Raw genomic sequence first — 20,509 nt, 5'->3', positions numbered from 1 at the left:
ACGGCGCGATGCCTTTTTCCCTGCTTAATCCGGATGGCCAGGTTTAAACCATGGGTGAATTACTTCCGCTATTGATTCAAGGCGCCTGGGTCACGCTCCAGGTGACCTTCTTCGGTTCGATACTGGCGATTGTCGCGGCCATCCTCGCGGCCCTCGGGCGCATGTCGCCATGGCGGCCGCTGCGCTGGTTTTCCGTTGCCTACATTGAAGTGTTTCGCGGCACGTCATTGCTCGTGCAGCTATTCTGGCTGTTTTTTGTACTGCCGCTGCCGCCGTTCAACATCGAATTGAGCTCCTACAGCGTGGCCATCGTCGGCCTCGGACTGCACATCGGCGCCTATGGGGCCGAAGTGATGCGCGGGGCGATCAGCTCGGTGCCCAAGGGCCAATATGAAGCCTCGACGGCGCTCAACTTCAGTGGTTACAAGCGCTTCCGGCGAATCATCCTGCCCCAGGCGCTGCTGGCGGCTATCCCGCCGGGTACCAACCTGCTGATCGAGCTGCTGAAAAACACGTCACTGGTCTCGCTGATCACGTTGTCCGACCTGAGCTTCCGGGCTCGGCAACTGGATCAGGCCACCTTCCAGACGCTGGAAATCTTCAGCCTGGCGCTGGTGATGTATTTCGTCATGGCGCAAGCCATCAACCTGGGCATGCGTGCGCTTGAGCGCCGACTGGCTCGCGGACGGATGCGGGGAGGTCTGTCATGACATTGTTCGACTGGACCTACGCCTGGCAAATCCTCCCGGACTTGCTGCGCGCGTCGCTCAACACCGTAGGCATCACCCTGATAGGCTTTCTGATCGCCATCGTGCTGGGTCTGTTCCTGGCCATTGGCCGACGCAGCCGCAGGGTTTGGTTGTCGTGGCCGACCACAGGGTTGATCGAGTTCATCCGCAGCACGCCGCTGCTGATCCAGGTGTATTTCCTCTACTACGTGCTACCCAACTACGGCGTCAGCATGACCGCCATGCAGGTCGGGATTCTGGGTATCGGCCTGCATTACGCCTGCTACATCGCCGAGGTGTATCGCGGCGGTCTCGACGCCGTACCCCGGGCGCAGTGGGAGGCGGTAACGGCGCTGAACATCGCTCCGTACAGCGCTTATCGCAACATCATTTTGCCCCAGGCCCTGCGGCCGATCCTGCCGCCATTGGGCAACTACCTGGTGGCGATGCTCAAGGACACGCCGGTGCTGTCGGCGATTACCGTGGTGGAAATCATGCAGCAAGCCAAGAACATCGGCTCCGAGAACTTCCGCTATCTGGAGCCGATCACCATGGTCGGTCTGTTTTTCCTCGCCCTGAGCATCGCTTTGGCTTATCTGGTACGGCGCCTTGAAGTGCGCCTGGAGCTACGCTAATGACCTCTCCACTTTCGACACCCAGCGACTTTTCACGGCACGGCAACGCGACTTCGCTGCACCCGCAGGAGACCCCGGCCATGCAGGCAACCTCATCGGTCAAGCCGATCGTCAGCTTCCAGGACGTCACCAAGAGCTACGGTAACTTCACGGTGCTCGACCACCTGAACCTCGACGTCACGCCGGGCGAAAAAGTCGCGATCATCGGCCCGAGTGGCTCGGGAAAATCTACGCTGTTGCGGGTCTTGATGACGCTGGAAGGCATCGACGACGGAGTGATCCGCATCGACGATGACCTATTGACGCATATGCCCAATCGCAACGGTGTGCTGGTGCCGGCCAATGACCGGCATATACGCCGGGTGCGCGGCAAGATCGGCATGGTGTTCCAGAGTTTCAACCTGTTCCCGCACATGACGGCGTTGCAAAACGTCATTGAAGCGCCTGTCCAGGTGCTCGGCATGAAACCCGCCGAGGCACGGGAGCGCGCGGCGGACTTGTTGGAACTGGTGGGGTTGGGCAGCAAACTCGGGCACTACCCTTCGCAGCTGTCCGGCGGCCAGCAACAGCGGGTGGCGATTGCCCGGGCGTTGGCGATGCGGCCCAAAGTCATGCTGTTCGATGAGGTGACATCGGCGCTGGACCCTGAATTATGCGGAGAAGTGCTCAATGTGATCCGCAAGCTCGGCACCGAGCACAACCTGACCATGTTGATGGTCACGCACCAGATGGGGTTCGCCCGGGAATTCGCGGATCGGGTGTGCTTCTTCTACAAGGGCCAGATTCATGAACAAGGGACACCCACGCAGGTCTTCGAACACCCGCAGCAGGAACGTACCTGCGCGTTTCTCAGCGCGGTGAAAGAGGCGAATTAGGAATGTTGAGGGGAATCTAATGTGGGAGTGAGCCTGCTCGCGATAGCGGTGTATCAGGCGACATGGATTCGTCTGATACACCGCTATCGCGAGCAGGCTCACTCCCACAGGGGTTACGCGGTGTTTAAGGGTATTGCTGAACGTTGCCCTGCTGCTGGCCACCGTATTGCTGACCCGGAATCGCCTTCAGGTTGACCTCGACGCGACGGTTCTGTGCCCGCCCATTGACGTCGCCGTTGCTGGCAATCGGGTTATCCGGACCGGCACCGCGAGCTGACAGGTTGGCACCGCTGACACCTTGCGACGTCAGGTAGGTTGCAACGCTTTGGGCGCGACGCTGGGACAGGTCCATGTTGTGCTGACGGCTGCCGGTGCTGTCGGTGTAGCCGACGATTTCGATCTGGTTCTGGCTGAATTCTTTCAATGAGCTCGCCAGGTTGTTCAACGGCTGATAGAAGCTCGAAGCGATGTTCGCCGAATCGGTTGCGAATGTGATGTTGCCCGGCATGATCAACTTGATCTGATCGCCCTGGCGCTGCACTTCGACGCCAGTGTTGGCCATGCTGGCACGCAGTTTCTTCTCTTGCTGATCAGCGTAATAACCGTAACCGGCAGCAGAAGCACCGACCACCGCAGCGCCGATCAGCGCACCCTTGCCACGGTTGTTGTGGTCAATGGCAGCACCCGCGAGCGCACCGGCCAGAGCGCCGAGGCCGCCGTACTTGGCTGTTTTGCTCATGCCCGTGGAACCGCCATCAGCCTGACCCTGGTTGTCATACGGGTTAGGCGAGGCACAGCCAGACAGCATGGCCATGGCAGTAGCGACAATAATCAAACGACGCGTGGTGAACATGAAGAGCTCCTACTTTCTGAATTCTGTGGGGCAACGGACTCAAGCATTCGTACTGTGAGGGCTGGACCTTTGCGGGCGTTGGATCATTTCCAGCGGTAAAAATTCCGTCCACCGGACCTCAGGCCCGTACAAACGGGTTCTCGCGCATTTCATCACCCAAACGCGTGTCCGGGCCGTGACCGGTAACGACGGTCGCGTCTTCGTCGAGGGTATACAAACGCTGCTTGATCGACCGCACGATGGTCGCCTGATCACCACCCCACAGATCCGTGCGCCCTACCCCACGACGGAACAACGTATCTCCGGCGATCAGCAGCTTGGCCTCTGAAAACCAAAAGCTCATGGAGCCCGGCGTATGGCCGGGCGTGTGCAGCGCGACACCACAACCACACGCCAGCTCTTCGTCATCGGCCAACCAGCGATCCGGCGAAGGCACGGGGGTGTAGGGAACACCGAACATCTGGCATTGCATCTCCAGATTGTCCCAAAGAAATTGATCTTCCTTGTGAAGGTGCAGGGTTGCGCCGGTTTTCTCCTTCATCTGACCAGAGGCGAGGAAGTGATCGAGGTGCGCATGGGTGTGAATGATGCTGACCACCTTCAGTCCAAGGGCATCGAGGCGTGCCAGGATCAGTTCGTGGTTGCCACCCGGATCGACCACGATGGCCTTTTTGGTGATCGGATCGCCGATGATCGTGCAATTGCACTGCAACGGGCCGACAGGAAAAGTTTCGCGGATCAGGGTCGGTATCTGTGACATCGGGCGTGCTCGAAAAACATGAATAGGCAATTTTGGCACATTTGCGTCAAGCCATTCGCTAGCGCCGTCATCGGAAAGGCGCTAGCTCAATACTCCCAATTCCTTAGCCCGCGCCACCGCCTGGGTCCTGCGCTCAACGCCGAGTTTGCTGTTGATATGGCTGGCGTGGGTTTTGACTGTGTGCAGGGAGATAAACAGCTGGTCGCTGATTTCCTGGTTGGAACAGCCTTGGGCAATCAGTTTGAGCACGGCGAGTTCACGTGTACTGAGTTGTTCGCACGACGAGTGCGAAGGCTCGATAGCGATGCGCGCCGCCACCGCAGGCAAGTGTTCAGACAAGCTGAGGGTGACGGCGTTTTTTGCGTGTTGATGCAATTGCTCGCGCAACCAGTCGGGGTGTTTGCTCAACAAACGCTCGAAGGGTTGCAGGACACCGCCACTCGCCGCTTCAAGCGACTGGGCGAAAGAATCCCGGGCCTGAGACTCTCGGCTGGATGCCAGCAGAATCTCGGTCTTCTGAACCAGCGCCATCACGCTGAGCATCTGCCGGCCCGTCTGCTGACCATTTTCGAGCAAGGCGTTCAATCGCCCCTCGGCCAGCATCGGTTGACCCTGGATGACTTCCAGCAGGGCCTGCTGCAATTCAATATGCAGCGGCAGTTGCGGGTGAAACTCAGGGGGTGCTGCGGGTTGCTCGCCGTTGTAGGTCTGGCCGAGGCGCGCCAGCCAGGCCTCAGCCAGGTCCGTGCGTCCCTGGGCCAGCCACAGTTCGCATTTGACCAGGGTAATCATCGCCAGGTAGTAAATCGGCGGCACGTCCCAGATGTGCATCAGCCGCTCGGCCTCGGCGAGTTCAGCGAAAGCTTTGGCAAACTCGCCGCTGTTGCCTTCAAGCCTGGCAATCACGCAATGGCCGATCAACACGCTGATATCGCGACAGGCCCGGGCTTCATTCAACCCGGCCAGCAAGCGTACTCGGGCGGCCTGTGGCTGCAGACGCATGGCGAGCAGAAACCCTTCGTACAACGTTAATCGTGCGCGCACGGCGTAAAGCCGTTGCGGTGATAAGCCCTGCAAACGTCGTAAACCCTGCCGGACCTCATCCAGCGCACGAAGAATCTCACCTCGCGCCTGCAACACCCGGGCGCGGTCGTAATGGGCCAGCGCCTCGAACAATGGATTGCCGACCCGTTGCGCCAGCTCCAGAGAGTCACGGTTCAGCCCGCGCGCGCGCCACAGGTCGCCATCGGCAATGGCCAGATTGGACAGGGTCGACAGGCACATCAATCGCTGGCCGTAACGCTTGGATGGAAGGCTCTCCAGCGCTTCGGTGCAATACAGCAGGGTCAATTCGCGGTTGCCGCGCCCACGGGCGATGATTCCGCTCAAGGCCAGCCATTGCGCCAACATGGATTTCTGCGCCGTGGCCGAGGGGGCCGGCAGGAAGCGACTCAGGTGACTGGCCAGCTCCTCGGCGGCGTCCAGTTGGCAGGCCAGCCCCAGCGCCCAGCTGTACAGCACGATCAGTCGAGGGGTGCTGATCAGCAGGCTGTCGGGCAAGTCCATTTTCCAGCGCAGCAGCATGCCGACGTTCTGTTCGGCCAGGAGTTGTTCTTCAGAAAGGTTCTGTACCAGGTTCGCCGCGACGTCCAGATGCCCGGCGCGCAACGCCTGCTCCACGGCCTCATCCAGCAAGCCCTGTGCGTTGAACCAGCGACAGGCGCGCAGATGCAGGCTTGCGGCGGGCACGATCACCTGTGCGGTCGGGCGAGTACGCAAGAGATCGGAAAACAAATGGTGGTAGCGGTACCAATGTCCGTGCTCGTCCAGCGGCACCAGGAACACTTGATGGGCCAGCAGAAAACGCAATATTTCGGCGCTGTCATGGGCTTCGCGAACGGCGTCGCACAGCTCGCTGCAAAAACGTTCTTGTGGTGCGGTGTCGTACAGGAATGACTGCACTTCGGCGGGCAGGCAATCGATGACTTCTTCGAGCAAGTAGTCGCGGATCAACCCTTCCCCGCCGTGCAGGGACTGGGGTAATTCACCCTCGGTACCCGCTTCCGAAGCGGCCAGCAGCCAGAATCGCAGCCCGGCAACCCAGCCCTCACTGCGCTGGATCAGGTTCTCCAGCGCTTCGCCACGCAAGGACGTGCTGTGCCGATCGAGGAGCGTCAGCGCTTCATCGTGGGTCAGGCGCAAGTCCTGTTCGTGCAGTTCGAGCAGTTGCCGCGACAAGCGCAGGCGCGCCAGGTGCCAGTCCGGACGCTGCCGACTGGTGACCATCACGAGCAGGCCATCAGGAAGATGATTGAGGAAAAATTGCAGACAACGATCAAGCACCGGCCCTTGGGCCAAATGGTAATCGTCCAGCACGAGAAGCAACGGCGCCGTCGGTAACAAGTGCACGGCCAACTCATCGAGCAAACCGTCCAGCCATTCTTCGAAGGCAAACGGTTGATGCCGCTGACGCATTTTCAGCAGCCCCAGTGACTGGCTACCGAGTTTCGGGAAATAGTCTTGAAGGCCTTCGAGCAGTCGTTCCAGAAAGCGGCCAGGATCACTGTCACGCTGGCTCAATCCGAGCCAGAGGCTTTGCCAGTGAGCCGGTAGCCCCTGGCAGAATTCCACCGCCAGCGAACTCTTGCCAAACCCTGCCGGCGCACTGACCAGCAACAGCCTGCCACCGAGACCTGCACTCAGGCGCTCGCACAAACGAGGTCGAAGCACATGGCCATCGGGCAACGGGGGGCGGAAAAAACGTCCGTCCAGTGCCGCGACGGCAACGCTTGCAGGGCCCGGGATAGGGGACAGATCAGTCATGGCCGGCTCTTGTTTGAATTGCTGATGGCGGCATTGCAGATGTCCGCAGACTAGCGGTAAACGCAGAGGGAATGAAGGTTATTGCAACAAATGACTACAAAAAGGCTACAAAGCGTTTCGACTGTGGGGGAGTCACGTTGCCCCTGTAGCAGCTGCCGAGCCTGCGAGGCTGCGTTCGATTTGAGATTCGGCGACTGCTGCGCAGTCGAACGCAGCCTCGCAGGCTCGGCAGCTGCTACACCGGCATTGGCATTGGCATTGGCATTGGCATCGGCATTGGCATCGGCATTGGCATTGGCATTGGCATTGGCATTGGCATCGGCATCGGCATTGGCATTGGCAGCATTACCTTAATGAACACACAAAAAAAAACGCCCCGAACCAGTCGGGGCGTTTCTAGAGGGTGCAGCCTCTGCTCAGTCCTTAGCGAACACCGTCCTGACGCAATGCGGCTGGCGTGAAGTCGCTGGTGGTGGCGGTGAAACCGAAGTCATATGCCGATTTTTCTTCGTTCTTCATGCCCAGTGCCAGGTAACGGCCCGATTGCAGGTCATACAGCACTTCCAGGGCGTACCACGGCACTTGCTTGTCGTAGTAGTCCTCGGCATGCGCCTCGGCCACACGCCACAGCTGACCGCGACCGTCGTAGTGATCGATGACCGCTGCTTGCCAGGTGTCTTCGTCGATGTAGAAATCACGTTTGGCGTAGATATGACGCTGACCTTCCTTCAGGGTCGCGACCACATGCCAGACCCGGCGCAACTCGTAACGCGTCAGGTCCTGATTGATGTGGCCAGCCTTGATGATGTCGGCGTACTTGAGCGTCGGCGAGTCGATCTTGTAGCTGTCGGAGGCGATGTACATCTCCTTCTTGCCTTCAAGTTTCCAGTCGTAACGATCCGGCGCACCGTTGAACATGTCGAGGTTGTCGGAGGTACGCAGGCCATCGGCAGCAGTACCCGGCCCGTCATAGGACACTTGCGGCGCACGACGCACACGACGCTGACCGGCGTTGTAGACCCACGCCGAGCGCGGTTCTTTAACCTGGTCGAGGGTTTCGTGTACCAGCAGCACGCCACCGGCCAGACGCGCCGGCGCGGTCACTTTCTGCTTGAAGTAGAACAGGATGTTGCCCGGGTTCGCTGGATCGTAATCCTTCATCTTGTCGCGGAACACGAACTGATCCTGGAAGTACACCAGGCTGAAAGAGCCGTTCGGCTGAGGCGTCGCCTGGGTAACGAGGCGAGTCACGCTACCGCCGCGATACCGGGTGATGTGGTTCCAGATGACTTCGACGCCGGTCTTCGGAATCGGGAATGGCACGGCGGTCTCGAAGTTTTCAAGACCGTTGCCGCCGGATACCAGCTTGGTGTTGGTGGCGTTTTTCTTGATGGACGCGAACACTTCATCCGGCACGGTCGAGCCGCGATGGGAGGTGTAGACCGGCATGATGAAGGTTTCCGGGTAACGCTTGAACATCGCGTATTGGCCCGGAGCAAGCTTGTCCTTGTACTGGTCGACGTTCTTCGCCGTGATGGTGAACAGCGGTTTCTCACTGGCGAACGGGTTGGACAGGAAGCCTTTGCTGTCCACGGTCCCCGCGTTTTTCGGCAGTGGCTTCCAGGCCGGGATCGACCCGTCGGCATTGCCCGCCATTTCAGCGCCCATTGGCGTCAGGCTCTTGCCCAGCTTGTCCGCTTCGGCGGCAGGGACGGCGGCCATCACACTGGTCGCCAACAGCGAAAGTCCCAGAACACCGGCTTGGAACAGACTCTTTGTTATTTTCATATGTGTGTTCGTCCTGAAAATACAGTGCTTAGAAGTTCACGCCGACGCTGAGTGCAACAAAGTCGCGGTCGTCCACAGTGGTGTACTTGCCGTCGAAGAAGTTGGTGTAGGCCAGGCTCGCGGTGTAGGTGTTCTGGTACTCGGCATCGACACCCAGGCTGACCGCTTTGCGACCTTCCTCGAAGTTGCCGCCAGGGCCTGGGGAGTAACCGCTTACGTCGTGGGACCAGGCCACGTTCGGTTTGAGGTTCACACCGGCAAACACGTCGTTGTATTCCCAGATGGCGCGACCGCGGTAGCCCCATGAGGTTGCCGTGGTGAAGCCTTCGTTGTCGCAATTGCGGCTGCGGTTGTTCTGCGGTGAACCAGGACCTGCACCGTTGATGGTGCTGGCGTTGAGGATGTTGGCGCAGGTATCGACGCCGCCAGTGGCTGGCAGCTCACCTGGACCGTAGACCGGATCACGGCCGTAACGCACATCGGAGGTGCTTTCCAGGCCACCGACGTGGGTCACGCCGACTTCACCGACCACGGTCAGACGGCTGGCGCCCATGACCTGATCGAAGAAGTGCGTCAGGGTGGTCTGGAACTGGGTCACTTCCTTGCGGCGATAACCGTGCAGGTCGGAACCCGGTGATGCCGAGAGCAGCGAAGCGTTGGTCAGCGCACCGCCCAGAGGACGAACACCGGCGAACAGGATGTCGGTGGAGTTGAGCTGCACCGGTGCGTTCGGACGGTAGCTGATCTCACCGCTCCACGCCGTACCGGTAGGCAGGGTGGTGGAGAAGCTCAGGCCGTAGAGGCGAATGTCTTCCGGGTATTCGATGAAGTATTGCGAGTTGCCGGCCACCAGCAGTGGTGCGAGTGCGGCGAATGGCCCAGGCAGACCCGCTGCCGTGTTGTAGACCGACTGCGGCGCACCCGTGGCGCTGAAGATCGGCGCACGGCTGTGGTAGTTCATGAAGTAGGCACCGAACTCGGTGTCCAGCGGGTCGAACATGTACTTCAAGGACGCGCCCCACTGGCCGCTGTCCCGAGCATCGCGATCCGGACCGCGACGAACCAGAACCCCTTCATCGTTGACATCGACACCCGCGCCAGCCAATGGACCCAGGGCGATGGCTGGAATCTGCGAACGCTTGTTCAGCACGCGCAAGTTGTTGTCGCAACCGTCAGCAACGATGTCTGGCTGAGAGAAGAACGTGCCGCAGTTGTCGACGACGGTCTGGTCCCATTCCAGCTGGTAGAACGCTTCGCCCGAAAGGTTTTCGGTGAGGCTCTGCGAGACGTAGAACATGTTGACCGGGATCAGGCCTTCCTTGATCTCGGCACCTGGACGACGGAATGCGGAAACGTCGATCGGGTTGATCGAGTTGATACCGCCACCGATGAACGTACTTTCACCCCAGCTCACGACCTGCTTGCCCAGGCGGACGGAACCCGGCTGATCGGCAATGGCGTAGTTGTGGTAGATGAAGGCGTCGAGAATCTGGCCACCGGAAGACTTGGCGCCTTCCTTGCGGTTGTCGTTGCTGACGTTCTTGAACTCCAGGTCTTCGTTCTGCAGCGCGAAGTCGTACCAGTATTTGCCCCGTACGAAAACACCGGTATCGCCGTATTTCAGCTCAAGGTCATGGATGCCTTTGAAGATCTTCGAGAAGGCCTGGCCGCTCTTGAAGTTCAAGTGACCGTCGTCGGAGGTCTGGGACAGACCGTGACCGCCGTTGTTGACACCAATGAGGTTCTTGTTCGGCGACTGGGTGGAGACGCTCATACCCAGGGAGAGAGAAGAGTCGAACTGACCTTCGATTTCACCAATGTTGAAACTGACGCCGAATGCGGGCCCGGCGAGCGTAGAAGCAAGACTGACCGCCAGCGGCAATTTCGCCCGGCGCCAGAACTGGTTTACTGATGTCATCGACGCTACTCCATGTGCATTATTGTTATGGCAGTGAGTACTTTTAAAAACGTTGTGGATGACCGGAAACCAAGGTGTCCCGAAGTCAATCCCAAGGTGCATCGCCCCGTTTGTGCGTGTGCTCCGTTCTTAAAAATCCTTGAGCGGACTATAGCCAGCAGGTAGTAGAGCTTGATCCCTCTAAAGTGTGATTTGCAGCTGCCAGCCACTCTGGAACAGTCCTTTCGCCAGTCCGACAACTGTCGGCACGGGAAGAATGGCTGAAAATTCAGATTTCACAAGCCAAGCGCTTGCTTGGTGGGGCTGGCGTGCCTTTTCGGGCACGCCAGAAATGCTTAAAGCGTCGAGAGGAAGGTGCTGTTGTTGGCTTGCCACTCGGTGATGTCGATGCGAATTTTTTTCTTGTCGAGTTTGCCGACGCTGGTCTTGGGAATTTCAGTAACAAGGGCGATCTGGCTCGGGATGGCCCACTTGCTCAGGTGCCCCAGTTCCACGAACGGCTTGAGGTGTTCCTTGAGTTCCTTGGCCCCGATAACGTGGCCCTCGCGGATCACCAGCAACGCAAAAGGACGTTCGCCCCACTGCGGATCGGCGATGCCAACCACTGCTACTTCGCGTACCGCTACGTGGCGGCTGATCAGGTCTTCGAGGTCCAGGGAGGAAATCCATTCGCCACCGGTCTTGATCACGTCCTTGATGCGATCGCGAATGTCGATCACGCCCATGCTGTCCAGGGTCGCGACGTCACCGGTATGCAGCCAGCCACCAGCCCACAGCTCTTTGCCCTTTTGCGGTTCGTTGAAATAGCCCTCGGTGAGCCACGGCGCGCGCAGTACCAGTTCGCCTTGGGTCTCGCCATCAGCGGGCAGGAAGTTACCGTCAGTGTCGACAATCGCCGCTTCCACCAAGGGCCCTGGAACACCGGCCTTGATGCGATAAGTGGTGCGTTCGTCTTCCGAGCCCGCCATCAGCTCGTCGTTGAGGTGAGCGCACGACACCAGCGGACCGGTTTCCGACATGCCATAGGCGGCGGTCAGCTGGATGCCCTTGGCTTTGGCCGCTTCGTACAAGGCACGGTTCAGCGCGCTGCCACCAATGACGATTTTCCAGCCCCCGAAGTCGGTGTTCTGCGCGGCCTTGGCATTGAGGACCATTTGCAGAATGGTCGGCACACAGTGGGAAAAGGTAACCTTTTCCTTGCGCCACAGCTCCACCAGGTACTCAGGGTCATAGCGACCGGGATAGACCTGCTTCAGCCCGAGCATGGTCGCGACATACGGCAAGCCCCAGGCGTGAACGTGGAACATCGGGGTAATCGGCATGTACACATCGTTGGTGCCCAAGAGACGCACGCTGTCGATGGCGCCCATGATCGTCGACACGCCCATGGTGTGCAGCACCAGTTGCCGGTGGGTGAAGTACACGCCTTTGGGGTTGCCGGTGGTACCGGTGGTATAGAACGTGGTGGCGACCGAGTTTTCGTCAAAGTCCTGGAAGTCGTACTGCGGGCTCGCGTCTGCCAATAGCTGCTCGTACTCACCGACAAGGTTCGGCAGGTCAGCGGTTTTCTCCGGCAAATCGGTCAGCAGCAGGGTTTTATCGACGGTGGTCAGGTGACCGGCAATCGCGTTGTAAAGCCCTACAAACTCGCTGTTGACCAATACGAATCGGTCCTCGGCGTGATTCATGGTGTATAGAATCTGTTCCGGTGACAGGCGCACGTTAATGGTGTGGATCACCGCACCGATCATCGGGATGGCGAACATGCACTCCAGATAGCGATGGCTGTCCCAGTCCATCACCGCCACGGTATCGCCCGCTTTAACACCGGCCTCCGTCAGCACATTGGCGAGCCGCGCAACTCTTTCGATCAGGGTTGGGTAGCTGTAACGCAACTGATCACGGTATACGATCTCGCGGGTCTTCTCGTAGCGAGCACCCGACATCAGCAGCCGTTTGATCAGCAGCGGGTATTGGTAAGCGCCTTCGGCTGGGGGGATAACGCGAGTCTGCAACATAAGAATCCCTTTTCCTGACTGCACGGTCGTGGCTGAAAGCAAGCACTCTAATGCCGTTGCACGAGTGCCAAATCAGCCGAAGGAATGATTCGGCGCCCGTGTAAAATGCTAGCTTTGCGCCACTATCGAGACGGGTTTCCGGGAATTTTCGCTGTTTGCCGTGTAAAACCTTGTAATGGATGCAGCATCGTTCGTGAGACCTACGTACCATTATCGATGTAACGAGCATGCCGGTAGACTTATAACTATTGACCGAAACATCGTCCCCTCTTCACAGTCAGGCACTTGCCATAACGCCTGCCTTGCCAATTGCCATCGGTATTGCATAGAACAATGAGCACTGAAGTGATCGCCCCTCTGGACCATTCCAAGATACAAGCGCCCCTGATTTCCATCGTGGCGCCTTGTTACAACGCGGAAAAATACCTGGAAGAAGCCATAAAGAGCATCTTCGGCCAGGAATACCCGAACTTCGAAGTCATCATCGTGGACGACGGGTCCAGCGACAACAGCATCGCAATGCTCAAGCAATTGCAGAACACCTATGACTTTCAGCTGTACACCCAGGCTAACCAGGGTGTGAGTGCGGCGCTCAACCATGGTTTGCGCTACGCCAAGGGTGAGTACGTGTCGACCCCCGACCTGGACGACATCATGCTGCCGCAGTCCTTGAAAGTCCGCGCCGAGTACCTCGACAAGCACCCGAATGTCGGTTGCGTCGGCGCGCTGATCATCTATATGGACAGCGAAGGCAAAACCCTCAAGCAGCAACAGCGCGATCAGATCCGTGTTTACACCTTCGATCAGATTCTCAGTCGCGCCGTGGTGATCGGCGCCCCGACTGCGCTCTACCGCATGAGTGCTATGCGCAATGCCGGCTTCTATGCGCCCAACCTGCGCGTACAGGACTTCCAGATGACCTTGCGCATTGCACGCCTGGGTTTCGAGATCCATGAACTGCCGGTGTGCGTGACCCGCTATCGCCGCCACCCAAACAACCTGTCGAGAAAGTACAAGGTATTGCTGCAGGCGGACCTTGAAGCCATCGCACCGTACCTGAGCCATCCGGGCTATCAGAGCGGGCGTACGCAGTTGGTGAACAAAGCCCTCAAATACGCCGTGATCGAAGACAAGAAAGAAGCCTGGAAGCTGCTGCGTTCCATTCCGTGGCGACATTTGAATCGAACCAGCTTCAGACGTTTGAAACGCTTGATGCTGCATCACTGACAGATATTCACGCGTCCAAACTTCTTCCGCTTTCCAGGCATTGCCCATGAAATTTCTCGAAAAACTCAAAGAACGAAAAACCAGAAAACATCTCAAGCGCCTGGAAAAACTGCAAAGGGCTCCGGAAAAAATACGCCTGCGCTATCCCAAGTATCAAATCGGCGTAGGCACTTACGGTATTCCGAATGTGATGGAGTTCGGTGACGACACGATTCTGAAAGTCGGCTCTTACACATCGATCGCCGAGGGTGTGCAAATTTTGCTGGGCGGCGGACACCGTACCGACTGGGTCAGCACCTACCCGTTCCCCCTGATGATCGATGAAGCCCGGGACATTCCAGGTTGCAGCCCGACCAAGGGCGATGTGGTGATTGGCAGCGATTGCTGGATCTGCGCCAACGTGATGATCCTGTCCGGCGTGACGATCGGCCACGGCGCGGTGGTCGCGGCGGGTGCTGTCGTCACGCGTGACGTCGAACCCTATGCCATTGTCGGCGGCAACCCTTGCCGCCACATTCGCTGGCGGTTCGAGGAAGATGTGCGCAATGAACTGTTGGCGTCCGCCTGGTGGGACTGGCCGATGGAAGAGGTCAAAACCGCCTCTCGCCTGCTCTGCAGCAGTGATATGGAAGGTTTTCTGGATTACGTCCGCCAGCGTCAGACGCCCGCAGTCGACGCCACTTAAAGCAGATACGGCCGCAGCTGATCATGCCGCGGCCGCTGAACGCGCGTTAATGCATTTCGGTGAAGGCCAGTTTTACGCCGATGGCAATCAGTACCGCCCCCATCGTGCGATCAAACCAGTGGCCCATGCGAGCGAAGCCGGCGCGCACACGTTGCTGGCTGAACAGCATCGCCACCAGGCAAAACCAGACCGCCGTCGCCACCGCGAGGTAGATCCCGTAACCGGCCTGCACCGCCAATGGCGTGTGCGGGTTGATCACCACGGTGAACAGGGACAGAAAGAACAGCGTGGCTTTCGGGTTCAGGCCGTTGGTTACGAACCCCGACGTAAACGCTCCACGCGCAGTGCGCTCGCCGACTTCCTTGTGCAGATCGTCCGCAACCGGTTTGGCGGGCTGCGCACGCAGTGCCTTGAAGCCGATGTACAGCAGGTAAGCGGCGGCGGCCCACTTCAAGGCGTTGAACAGCACAATCGACTGCGACACGATCAGCCCGATGCCGAGCAACGAGTACCCCACGTGCAGGAAGATCGCCGAACCGACCCCCAGCGCCGTCCAGGTGCCGGCACGACGACCATGGGTCACGCTCTCGCGCACCACCACGGCAAAGTCGGGGCCGGGACTGGCCACGGCTAGCAGATGGATTAGGGCAACGGTCAAAAACTCTGTCCAGTACATGTGAAAATCCTTAGGCGGCAGGCTTAACAAAAATCTCAAGGGTAGCTTCGCAACTGTGGCGAGCGAGCTTGCTCGCGCTCGGCTGCAAAGCAGTCGTAAACCAGGTGATGCGGTATTCCTGAAAAAACACGGTCGCCTGTGTTGGGGCTGCTTCGCAGCCCAGCGCGAGCGAGCTCCCTCGCCACGGGTTTGGCACCGGCCCACTTAATAAGTAACTCATTGTTTCATCTGTTAGGCTCGGCAGATTACGCCTTCAGTTCACCGCACAAAAGGTACAGTTGATGACGAACACTCACCGCGCCGTTTTCCTCGACCATCCCTCCCTGGACCTGGGTGACCTCGATCTGAGCCCGTTGCGCGCCTGCTTCAGCGATTTGCAACTGTTCGCCCAGACCACACCGGACCAGGTGATCGAGCGCCTCAAGGGCGCCACGGTCGCGATCAGCAACAAAATCCTGATCGATGCCGCCGCCATCGCCGCCAGTCCCGAACTGAAGCTGATCCTGATCACCGCCACAGGCACCAACAATGTCGACCTCGCCGCCGCCCGCGCCCATGGCGTCACGGTGTGCAATTGCCAGGGTTACGGCACGCCCTCGGTCGCGCAACACACGATCATGCTGCTGTTGAACCTGGCAACGCGCCTAGCCGACTATCAGAAAGCGGTCAGTGAAGGACGCTGGCAGCAGGCGAAACAGTTCTGCCTGCTGGACTATCCGATCGTCGAACTGGAAGGGAAAACCCTCGGCTTGCTGGGCCACGGCGAACTGGGTGGCGCGGTCGCGCGACTGGCGCAAGCTTTCGGCATGCGTGTGCTGCTGGGACAGATTCCGGGGCGCCCTGCCCGGCCGGATCGGCTGCCACTGGCTGAACTACTGCCCCAGATCGATGCCTTGACACTGCATTGCCCGCTCAATGAACACACCCGCCATTTCATCGGGGCCGCCGAGCTGGCGTCGATGAAACCTGGCGCTTTCGTGGTCAACACCGCACGCGGCGGACTGATCGATGAACAGGCGTTGGCCGATGCGTTGCGCGGCGGTCACCTGGGCGGCGCGGCCACCGATGTGCTGAGCGTCGAGCCGCCTACCGCCGGCAACCCGTTGCTCGCTCAGGACATTCCTCGACTGATTGTCACCCCGCACAATGCCTGGGGCAGCCGCGAAGCGCGCCAGCGGATCGTCGGGCAACTGACGGAAAACGCGCAGGGATACTTCAGCGGTAAAGCACTGCGGGTCGTCAGTTGATAGACTGCGGCACTTTTTTTCAGGGAGCAGATTATGGATCCGCGCAGTGAAGTACTGCTTCGTCAGGCCGAGTTATTCCAGGGTTCGGTGCTACTGGCCGGTTTGCCCGCCGATGATTTGCTCGCTCGCCTGCCTGGCGCCCATGGCTGGTGCTGGCACGCCGGCGATCAAGCAGCACTCGATGCCCGTTTCGCCGAGCGCAGCCACTTTGGCGTGACGGCGCCTGAGCGTGAGTTCGATTCCGCGGTGGTGTTTCTGCCCAAGTCCAAGGACCTGACTGACTACATTCTCAACGCCCTGGCCTCGCGCCTGGCCGGCCGGGAACTGTACCTGGTGGGTGAAAAGCGCAGCGGCATCGAAGGCGCCGCCAAGCAGCTCAACCCCTTTGGCAAGCCGCGCAAGCTCGACAGCGCGCGTCATTGCCAGCTTTGGCTGGTCACTGTTGCCGATGCCCCACAAGCCAAATCTTTGGAAAGCCTGGCCCAGACTTACGAGTTGCCGCTGGCCGAAGGTCCGCTGAAAGTCATCAGCCTGCCGGGCGTGTTCAGTCACGGTCGGCTTGATCGCGGCAGCGCGCTACTGCTTGAACACCTGGACAAGTTGCCGAGCGGCCACTTGCTGGACTTCGGTTGCGGCGCCGGGGTGTTGGGGGCTGCGGTCAAGCGGCGGTATCCGCACAACCAGGTCACCTTGCTCGACGTGGACGCCTTCGCTGCCGCGAGCAGCCGTCTGACACTGGCTGCCAATGGCCTGGAGGCCGACGTGATTACCGGCGACGGTATCGATGCGGCACCGATGGGTCTGAGTGCCATTCTGAGTAATCCACCGTTCCATGTCGGCGTGCACACCGATTACTTCGCAACCGAGAACTTGCTGCGAAAAGCAGCCAAACACCTGAAAAACGGCGGCGAACTGCGCTTGGTTGCCAATAGCTTCCTGAAGTATCAACCCTTGATCGAAGAGCATCTGGGTGTCTGTGCGATCAAGGCTGAGGGACAGGGTTTCAGGATCTACCGCGCCAAGCGTGGCTGAAATTTCTTTTCAAAAAGAGGCTTGCCCAATCGGATTTGCCTAGGCAGAATCCGCTCCGTCCTAGGGGAGTAGTCTCCCACGAGCGCCATGCTCGTCCGGCATACGTCAACATACTTGGTCCTCAGACCATGGCGTATGCGACCCAAGCGTCCGCATCAGACGGATCGCAGGGTTTGACAAGACCTATGACACGAACACCTTACCCGGGGCGGGAAGGCTGTACGTGTCATAGCCGTGTCGACCCGCCCCTTAGGAAAACCCCTGATGCTGGATTCTCTACTCGTTCCGACCGCAATCGTTGCCTTGGCCGAAATCGGCGACAAGACGCAACTGCTCGCGCTCATTCTCGCTGCCCGCTTTCGCAAACCCTGGCCGATCATCGCCGGCATCGTTGCCGCAACCCTGGCCAACCATGCGGCGGCCGGCGCGGTGGGCGCCTGGGTCGGTGGTTTCTTCTCGAATTCGATGCTGCACTGGATCCTTGCCGTGAGCTTCGCCGCGACGGCGTTGTGGACCCTGGTGCCGGACAAGATGGATGACGACGAAGCCAGTACCGCGCGTAAATTCGGGCCGTTCCTGACCACGCTGATCGCGTTCTTCCTCGCCGAGATGGGCGACAAGACCCAAGTCGCTACCGTGATGCTCGCGGCGCAATACCCGGAATTGTGGCTGGTGATCATCGGCACCACCCTGGGCATGTTGATTGCCAACGTACCGGTGGTTCTGGCGGGTAACTTTGCGGCGGACAAACTGCCGTTGACCCTGATCCGTCGCCTCGCGGCGTCGGCGTTTTTCATCCTGGCGATTGTCGCGGTGTACAAGGCGATGCAGAGCAGTGGCTGGATCTGACGCGGTGGTTGGGTAGACCGCGTTATCGTTCATCGCCAGCAGGCTGGCTCCCACAATTGGAATGCATTTCCCTGTGGGAACCAGCCTGCTGGCGATGAGGCCCTTATGGACGATTCGCCAGCAAGCTGGCCCTCACAATTGGAATGCATTTCCCTGTGGGAGCCAGCCTGCTGGCGATGAGGCCCTTATGGACGATTCGCCAGCAAGCCGGCCCCCACAATTGGAATGCACTTCCCTGTGGGAGCCAGCCTGCTGGCGATGAGGCCCTTATGGACGATGAATCAACATCAGGATTTCGGCGCTTTCTCGTACAGAGGCATGACTTTCGGAATCGCCGCCTGCAGCGAAGCAATGCGACTGGCCGAGGCCGGGTGAGTGCTCATGAACTCCGGTGGCGAGCCTTCCGACGCCTTGGACATCTTGTTCCACAAGGTAATCGCGGCGTTCGGGTTGTAACCGGCGCGGGCTGCCAATTCCAGACCGATCAGGTCAGCTTCGTTTTCGTTGGAGCGACTGTTGGGCAGCGTCATACCGTAGTTAGCCACGGTGTCCGCCAGCGCCAGGCTGTCCTGGCCGAGGCCGAACAATGCACCGGCCCCCTGCTTGGCCATCTCGATGCCATAGGCCTTGGACATCGCTTCACGACCGTGCTCGCGCAAGGCGTGAGCGATTTCATGGCCCATGATGGCAGCGATTTCATCATCGGTGAGTTTCAGGCTGTCGATCAGACCGGTGTAGAAAATGATCTTGCCGCCAGGCCCGCAGTTGGCGTTGAGCTCATCGCTCTTGATCAGATTCACTTCCCATTTCCACTGCGCCGAATCCGGGCGGAACACGGGTGCCTGAGCAATCAGTCGATCAGCGATCGCCTGCACGCGCTTGGCTTCGCTACTGGTTTTGTCCAGCACGCCCTTGCTGGTCGCCTCACCCAAGGTCTTTTGATAAGACTGGGCGTACATCTGGTTGACCTCGTCCGTCGACAACATGCTGAACATGTATTGCTTGCGCTCAACGCCCACGGCCCCGCCGCTGGTGGTGTTGACCGACTGACAACCGGCGAGCAGCAAACTTGCGCTCAGTGCACACAAAACCAATGTCTTGTTCATCGAAAAGCTCCTTGAAAACATGCGGCGTATCCTAGGCGCGCAATTGTATCTGCGCCAGATACATCCGTCGTGACGAAACACATTTCAGATAGATCTCGAAAAGATCAAAAGATCACGGGCTGTGATTTTCCGGTTTTGATTGTCTACACACTGCAGAGACGCCCCTACCCCGGGGTTAAACACTCCGGTGCATTGAGCTTGGGATCATTCACCAGATTGGCCAATACCCGCTCGCGCAACGCAATGGGCTCACTGGCCAGCAGCGCCTGCAGCACATGCAACGGCGTTTCGGGATTGAGCCACGCTTCCTGTCCCGCCGCATCGAGAATCAACGGACGACGCTGACTCGCCGCCGGCTGGGTGATAACTGCGGTGCTCAGCCAGACCTGTTCCTGCACCGGATACGCCTCCCAGATCGCCGCAAAGCACAGCGCCGAGCCTTCTCCCGGCGTCAGCCAGTACGGACGTTTACGCGTCGTACCGCGCCATTCGTAGAAGCCGTTGGCCGGCAGCAGGCAACGGCGCAGGCGAAAGGCCTCGCGAAACATCGGTTGTTCCGCAACGGTTTCAGCCCGGGCATGGGCCGGCGTGCGGGACAGGTCGGTCAGCCATGGCGGAGTCAGACCCCAGCGGGCACGGGCCAATTCACGTTGGCCGTCGACGTTCGCGCGCAGCATCAGCACCGAATCGGTAGGGGAAATGTTCCACTGGGCCTGTTGATCGGCCGGAAAACCTGGCAGCGCCGCGAAGGCGGGGTTCCAGCGAAACAGGGCATAACGTCCACACATGGGGCAGCACGACTCTTGATAAAACGAACGTCAGCCTAACAGACCAGCGTGCCGGGAAAACTCTCCGGCTCATCACCAGGAAGCGGCAGCGCGGCATTGTACGCGGTGATCAGTTCTCGGGCGTATACGGCCTGGTCATTATCCACCGACAGCCCAAGAAGGCCGAAGATCGGCAATTCGCCGGTGCCACCGACCAAGTCGCGCCCCTCCAGATGAGCCTCGATGCCTTCGCTGGCCAGCATGCCCTGCAGCAACTCGCCTTCCATCAGGTTTTCCGGTTCGTAGATTCGCTGCATGGACGCCCCCTCACTCGTTTTCACTGAAAACTTCGAGATGCCACTCTTCTCCTTCGACCTGCAACACGAATGTGATGGGTCGACAACACACCTGACAATCCTCGATATAGGTTTGATCGCCCCCCGACAAGTCCACTGTCGTCTCAACCTCTTCACCACAATACGGACATTCATACAGTGCCGATTCCAGCATCGCGGTCTCCCA

General features: G+C 59.3%; 20 protein-coding genes and 1 riboswitch. Of the genes, 9 read left to right on the top strand and 11 right to left on the bottom strand.

All coding sequences use genetic code 11. From position 1 onward, the window contains the following. Positions 1-50: 50 nt before the first annotated feature. The 3 genes from ehuC (at position 51) to ehuA (ending at position 2,238) form a co-directional block, all read left to right on the top strand. Complete coding sequence (gene ehuC, locus GBC55_RS09390) at positions 51-710, top strand: ectoine/hydroxyectoine ABC transporter permease subunit EhuC (RefSeq protein WP_162437202.1); 660 nt, start codon at positions 51-53, stop codon at positions 708-710. Beyond that, the gene (ehuD, locus tag GBC55_RS09385; RefSeq protein WP_162437201.1) at positions 707-1,363 is read left to right on the top strand and encodes an ectoine/hydroxyectoine ABC transporter permease subunit EhuD; all 657 of its coding nucleotides are present in this window, start codon (positions 707-709) and stop codon (positions 1,361-1,363) included. Before ehuC ends, ehuD begins: the two co-directional genes overlap by 4 nt. 80 nt (positions 1,364-1,443) lie before the next feature. Then, positions 1,444-2,238, top strand: a complete 795-nt coding sequence (gene ehuA, locus GBC55_RS09380; protein WP_162437268.1) for an ectoine/hydroxyectoine ABC transporter ATP-binding protein EhuA — start codon at positions 1,444-1,446, stop codon at positions 2,236-2,238. A 124-nt stretch (positions 2,239-2,362) separates the two neighbouring features. On the opposite strand, the gene GBC55_RS09375 is transcribed toward ehuA, so the two are convergent. The 3 genes from GBC55_RS09375 to GBC55_RS09365 form a co-directional block, all read right to left on the bottom strand. Then, the gene (locus GBC55_RS09375) at positions 2,363-3,091 is read right to left on the bottom strand and encodes an OmpA family protein (protein ID WP_162437200.1); all 729 of its coding nucleotides are present in this window, start codon (positions 3,089-3,091) and stop codon (positions 2,363-2,365) included. A 118-nt stretch (positions 3,092-3,209) separates the two neighbouring features. Beyond that, a complete protein-coding gene (locus GBC55_RS09370; protein ID WP_162437199.1) occupies positions 3,210-3,851 on the bottom strand; it encodes an MBL fold metallo-hydrolase in 642 nt (213 codons plus the stop codon). An 81-nt stretch (positions 3,852-3,932) separates the two neighbouring features. Then, positions 3,933-6,674 (bottom strand): LuxR C-terminal-related transcriptional regulator, encoded by a 2,742-nt coding sequence (locus GBC55_RS09365; protein ID WP_162437198.1) that lies wholly within the window; start codon positions 6,672-6,674, stop codon positions 3,933-3,935. Positions 6,675-6,854: 180 nt separating this feature from the next. Here GBC55_RS09365 and GBC55_RS09360 point away from each other — a divergent pair, with 180 nt between their 5' ends. Then, complete coding sequence (locus tag GBC55_RS09360) at positions 6,855-7,028, top strand: hypothetical protein (RefSeq protein ID WP_162437197.1); 174 nt, start codon at positions 6,855-6,857, stop codon at positions 7,026-7,028. A 69-nt stretch (positions 7,029-7,097) separates the two neighbouring features. On the opposite strand, the gene GBC55_RS09355 is transcribed toward GBC55_RS09360, so the two are convergent. The 3 genes from GBC55_RS09355 to GBC55_RS09345 all read right to left on the bottom strand — a co-directional run bounded on the left by GBC55_RS09355 (position 7,098) and on the right by GBC55_RS09345 (position 12,398). Continuing rightward, positions 7,098-8,462: a DUF1329 domain-containing protein gene (locus GBC55_RS09355; RefSeq protein WP_162437196.1), complete on the bottom strand. Its 1,365-nt coding sequence runs from the start codon at positions 8,460-8,462 to the stop codon at positions 7,098-7,100. Between the two features lie 28 nt (positions 8,463-8,490). Further along, the gene (locus GBC55_RS09350; RefSeq protein ID WP_162437195.1) at positions 8,491-10,380 is read right to left on the bottom strand and encodes a DUF1302 domain-containing protein; all 1,890 of its coding nucleotides are present in this window, start codon (positions 10,378-10,380) and stop codon (positions 8,491-8,493) included. 335 nt (positions 10,381-10,715) lie between these two features. Beyond that, complete coding sequence (locus tag GBC55_RS09345; protein WP_162437194.1) at positions 10,716-12,398, bottom strand: fatty acid--CoA ligase; 1,683 nt, start codon at positions 12,396-12,398, stop codon at positions 10,716-10,718. A 345-nt stretch (positions 12,399-12,743) separates the two neighbouring features. Here GBC55_RS09345 and GBC55_RS09340 point away from each other — a divergent pair, with 345 nt between their 5' ends. Then, positions 12,744-13,625, top strand: coding sequence for a glycosyltransferase family 2 protein (locus tag GBC55_RS09340; protein WP_247266885.1), 882 nt, complete (start codon positions 12,744-12,746; stop codon positions 13,623-13,625). A gap of 46 nt (positions 13,626-13,671) precedes the next feature. Further along, the gene (locus GBC55_RS09335) at positions 13,672-14,310 is read left to right on the top strand and encodes a CatB-related O-acetyltransferase (RefSeq protein ID WP_162437192.1); all 639 of its coding nucleotides are present in this window, start codon (positions 13,672-13,674) and stop codon (positions 14,308-14,310) included. Positions 14,311-14,356: 46 nt separating this feature from the next. Here the strand turns inward: GBC55_RS09335 and GBC55_RS09330 are convergent, their stop codons facing one another. Further along, the gene (locus GBC55_RS09330) at positions 14,357-14,986 is read right to left on the bottom strand and encodes a LysE family transporter (RefSeq protein WP_162437191.1); all 630 of its coding nucleotides are present in this window, start codon (positions 14,984-14,986) and stop codon (positions 14,357-14,359) included. A gap of 281 nt (positions 14,987-15,267) precedes the next feature. Between GBC55_RS09330 and GBC55_RS09325 the strand changes: the two genes are divergently transcribed. The 3 genes from GBC55_RS09325 to GBC55_RS09315 all read left to right on the top strand — a co-directional run bounded on the left by GBC55_RS09325 (position 15,268) and on the right by GBC55_RS09315 (position 18,114). Then, positions 15,268-16,233 (top strand): 2-hydroxyacid dehydrogenase, encoded by a 966-nt coding sequence (locus GBC55_RS09325; RefSeq protein ID WP_162437190.1) that lies wholly within the window; start codon positions 15,268-15,270, stop codon positions 16,231-16,233. Positions 16,234-16,266: 33 nt separating this feature from the next. Then, the gene (locus GBC55_RS09320; protein ID WP_162437189.1) at positions 16,267-17,265 is read left to right on the top strand and encodes a class I SAM-dependent methyltransferase; all 999 of its coding nucleotides are present in this window, start codon (positions 16,267-16,269) and stop codon (positions 17,263-17,265) included. A 51-nt stretch (positions 17,266-17,316) separates the two neighbouring features. Beyond that, positions 17,317-17,439, top strand: a riboswitch (yybP-ykoY riboswitch). Positions 17,440-17,529: 90 nt separating this feature from the next. Beyond that, positions 17,530-18,114, top strand: coding sequence for a TMEM165/GDT1 family protein (locus GBC55_RS09315; RefSeq protein ID WP_162437188.1), 585 nt, complete (start codon positions 17,530-17,532; stop codon positions 18,112-18,114). 287 nt (positions 18,115-18,401) lie between these two features. Here the strand turns inward: GBC55_RS09315 and GBC55_RS09310 are convergent, their stop codons facing one another. From GBC55_RS09310 to GBC55_RS09295, 4 genes are all read right to left on the bottom strand, one after another. Further along, positions 18,402-19,220 carry a M48 family metallopeptidase gene (locus GBC55_RS09310; protein WP_162437187.1) on the bottom strand — a complete coding sequence of 273 codons (819 nt, stop codon included), beginning with the start codon at positions 19,218-19,220 and terminating at the stop codon, positions 18,402-18,404. A 164-nt stretch (positions 19,221-19,384) separates the two neighbouring features. Then, positions 19,385-20,008, bottom strand: coding sequence for an SOS response-associated peptidase (locus GBC55_RS09305; protein ID WP_162437186.1), 624 nt, complete (start codon positions 20,006-20,008; stop codon positions 19,385-19,387). A gap of 35 nt (positions 20,009-20,043) precedes the next feature. Continuing rightward, positions 20,044-20,304, bottom strand: coding sequence for a DUF2007 domain-containing protein (locus GBC55_RS09300; protein ID WP_162437185.1), 261 nt, complete (start codon positions 20,302-20,304; stop codon positions 20,044-20,046). Positions 20,305-20,314: 10 nt separating this feature from the next. Then, complete coding sequence (locus GBC55_RS09295; protein WP_162437184.1) at positions 20,315-20,497, bottom strand: CPXCG motif-containing cysteine-rich protein; 183 nt, start codon at positions 20,495-20,497, stop codon at positions 20,315-20,317. Positions 20,498-20,509 lie beyond the last annotated feature (12 nt).

The organism is Pseudomonas sp. TNT3 (assembly GCF_010095445.2).
Taxonomy (GTDB): domain Bacteria; phylum Pseudomonadota; class Gammaproteobacteria; order Pseudomonadales; family Pseudomonadaceae; genus Aquipseudomonas.
This window is presented reverse-complemented; position numbering and strand designations above follow the sequence as displayed.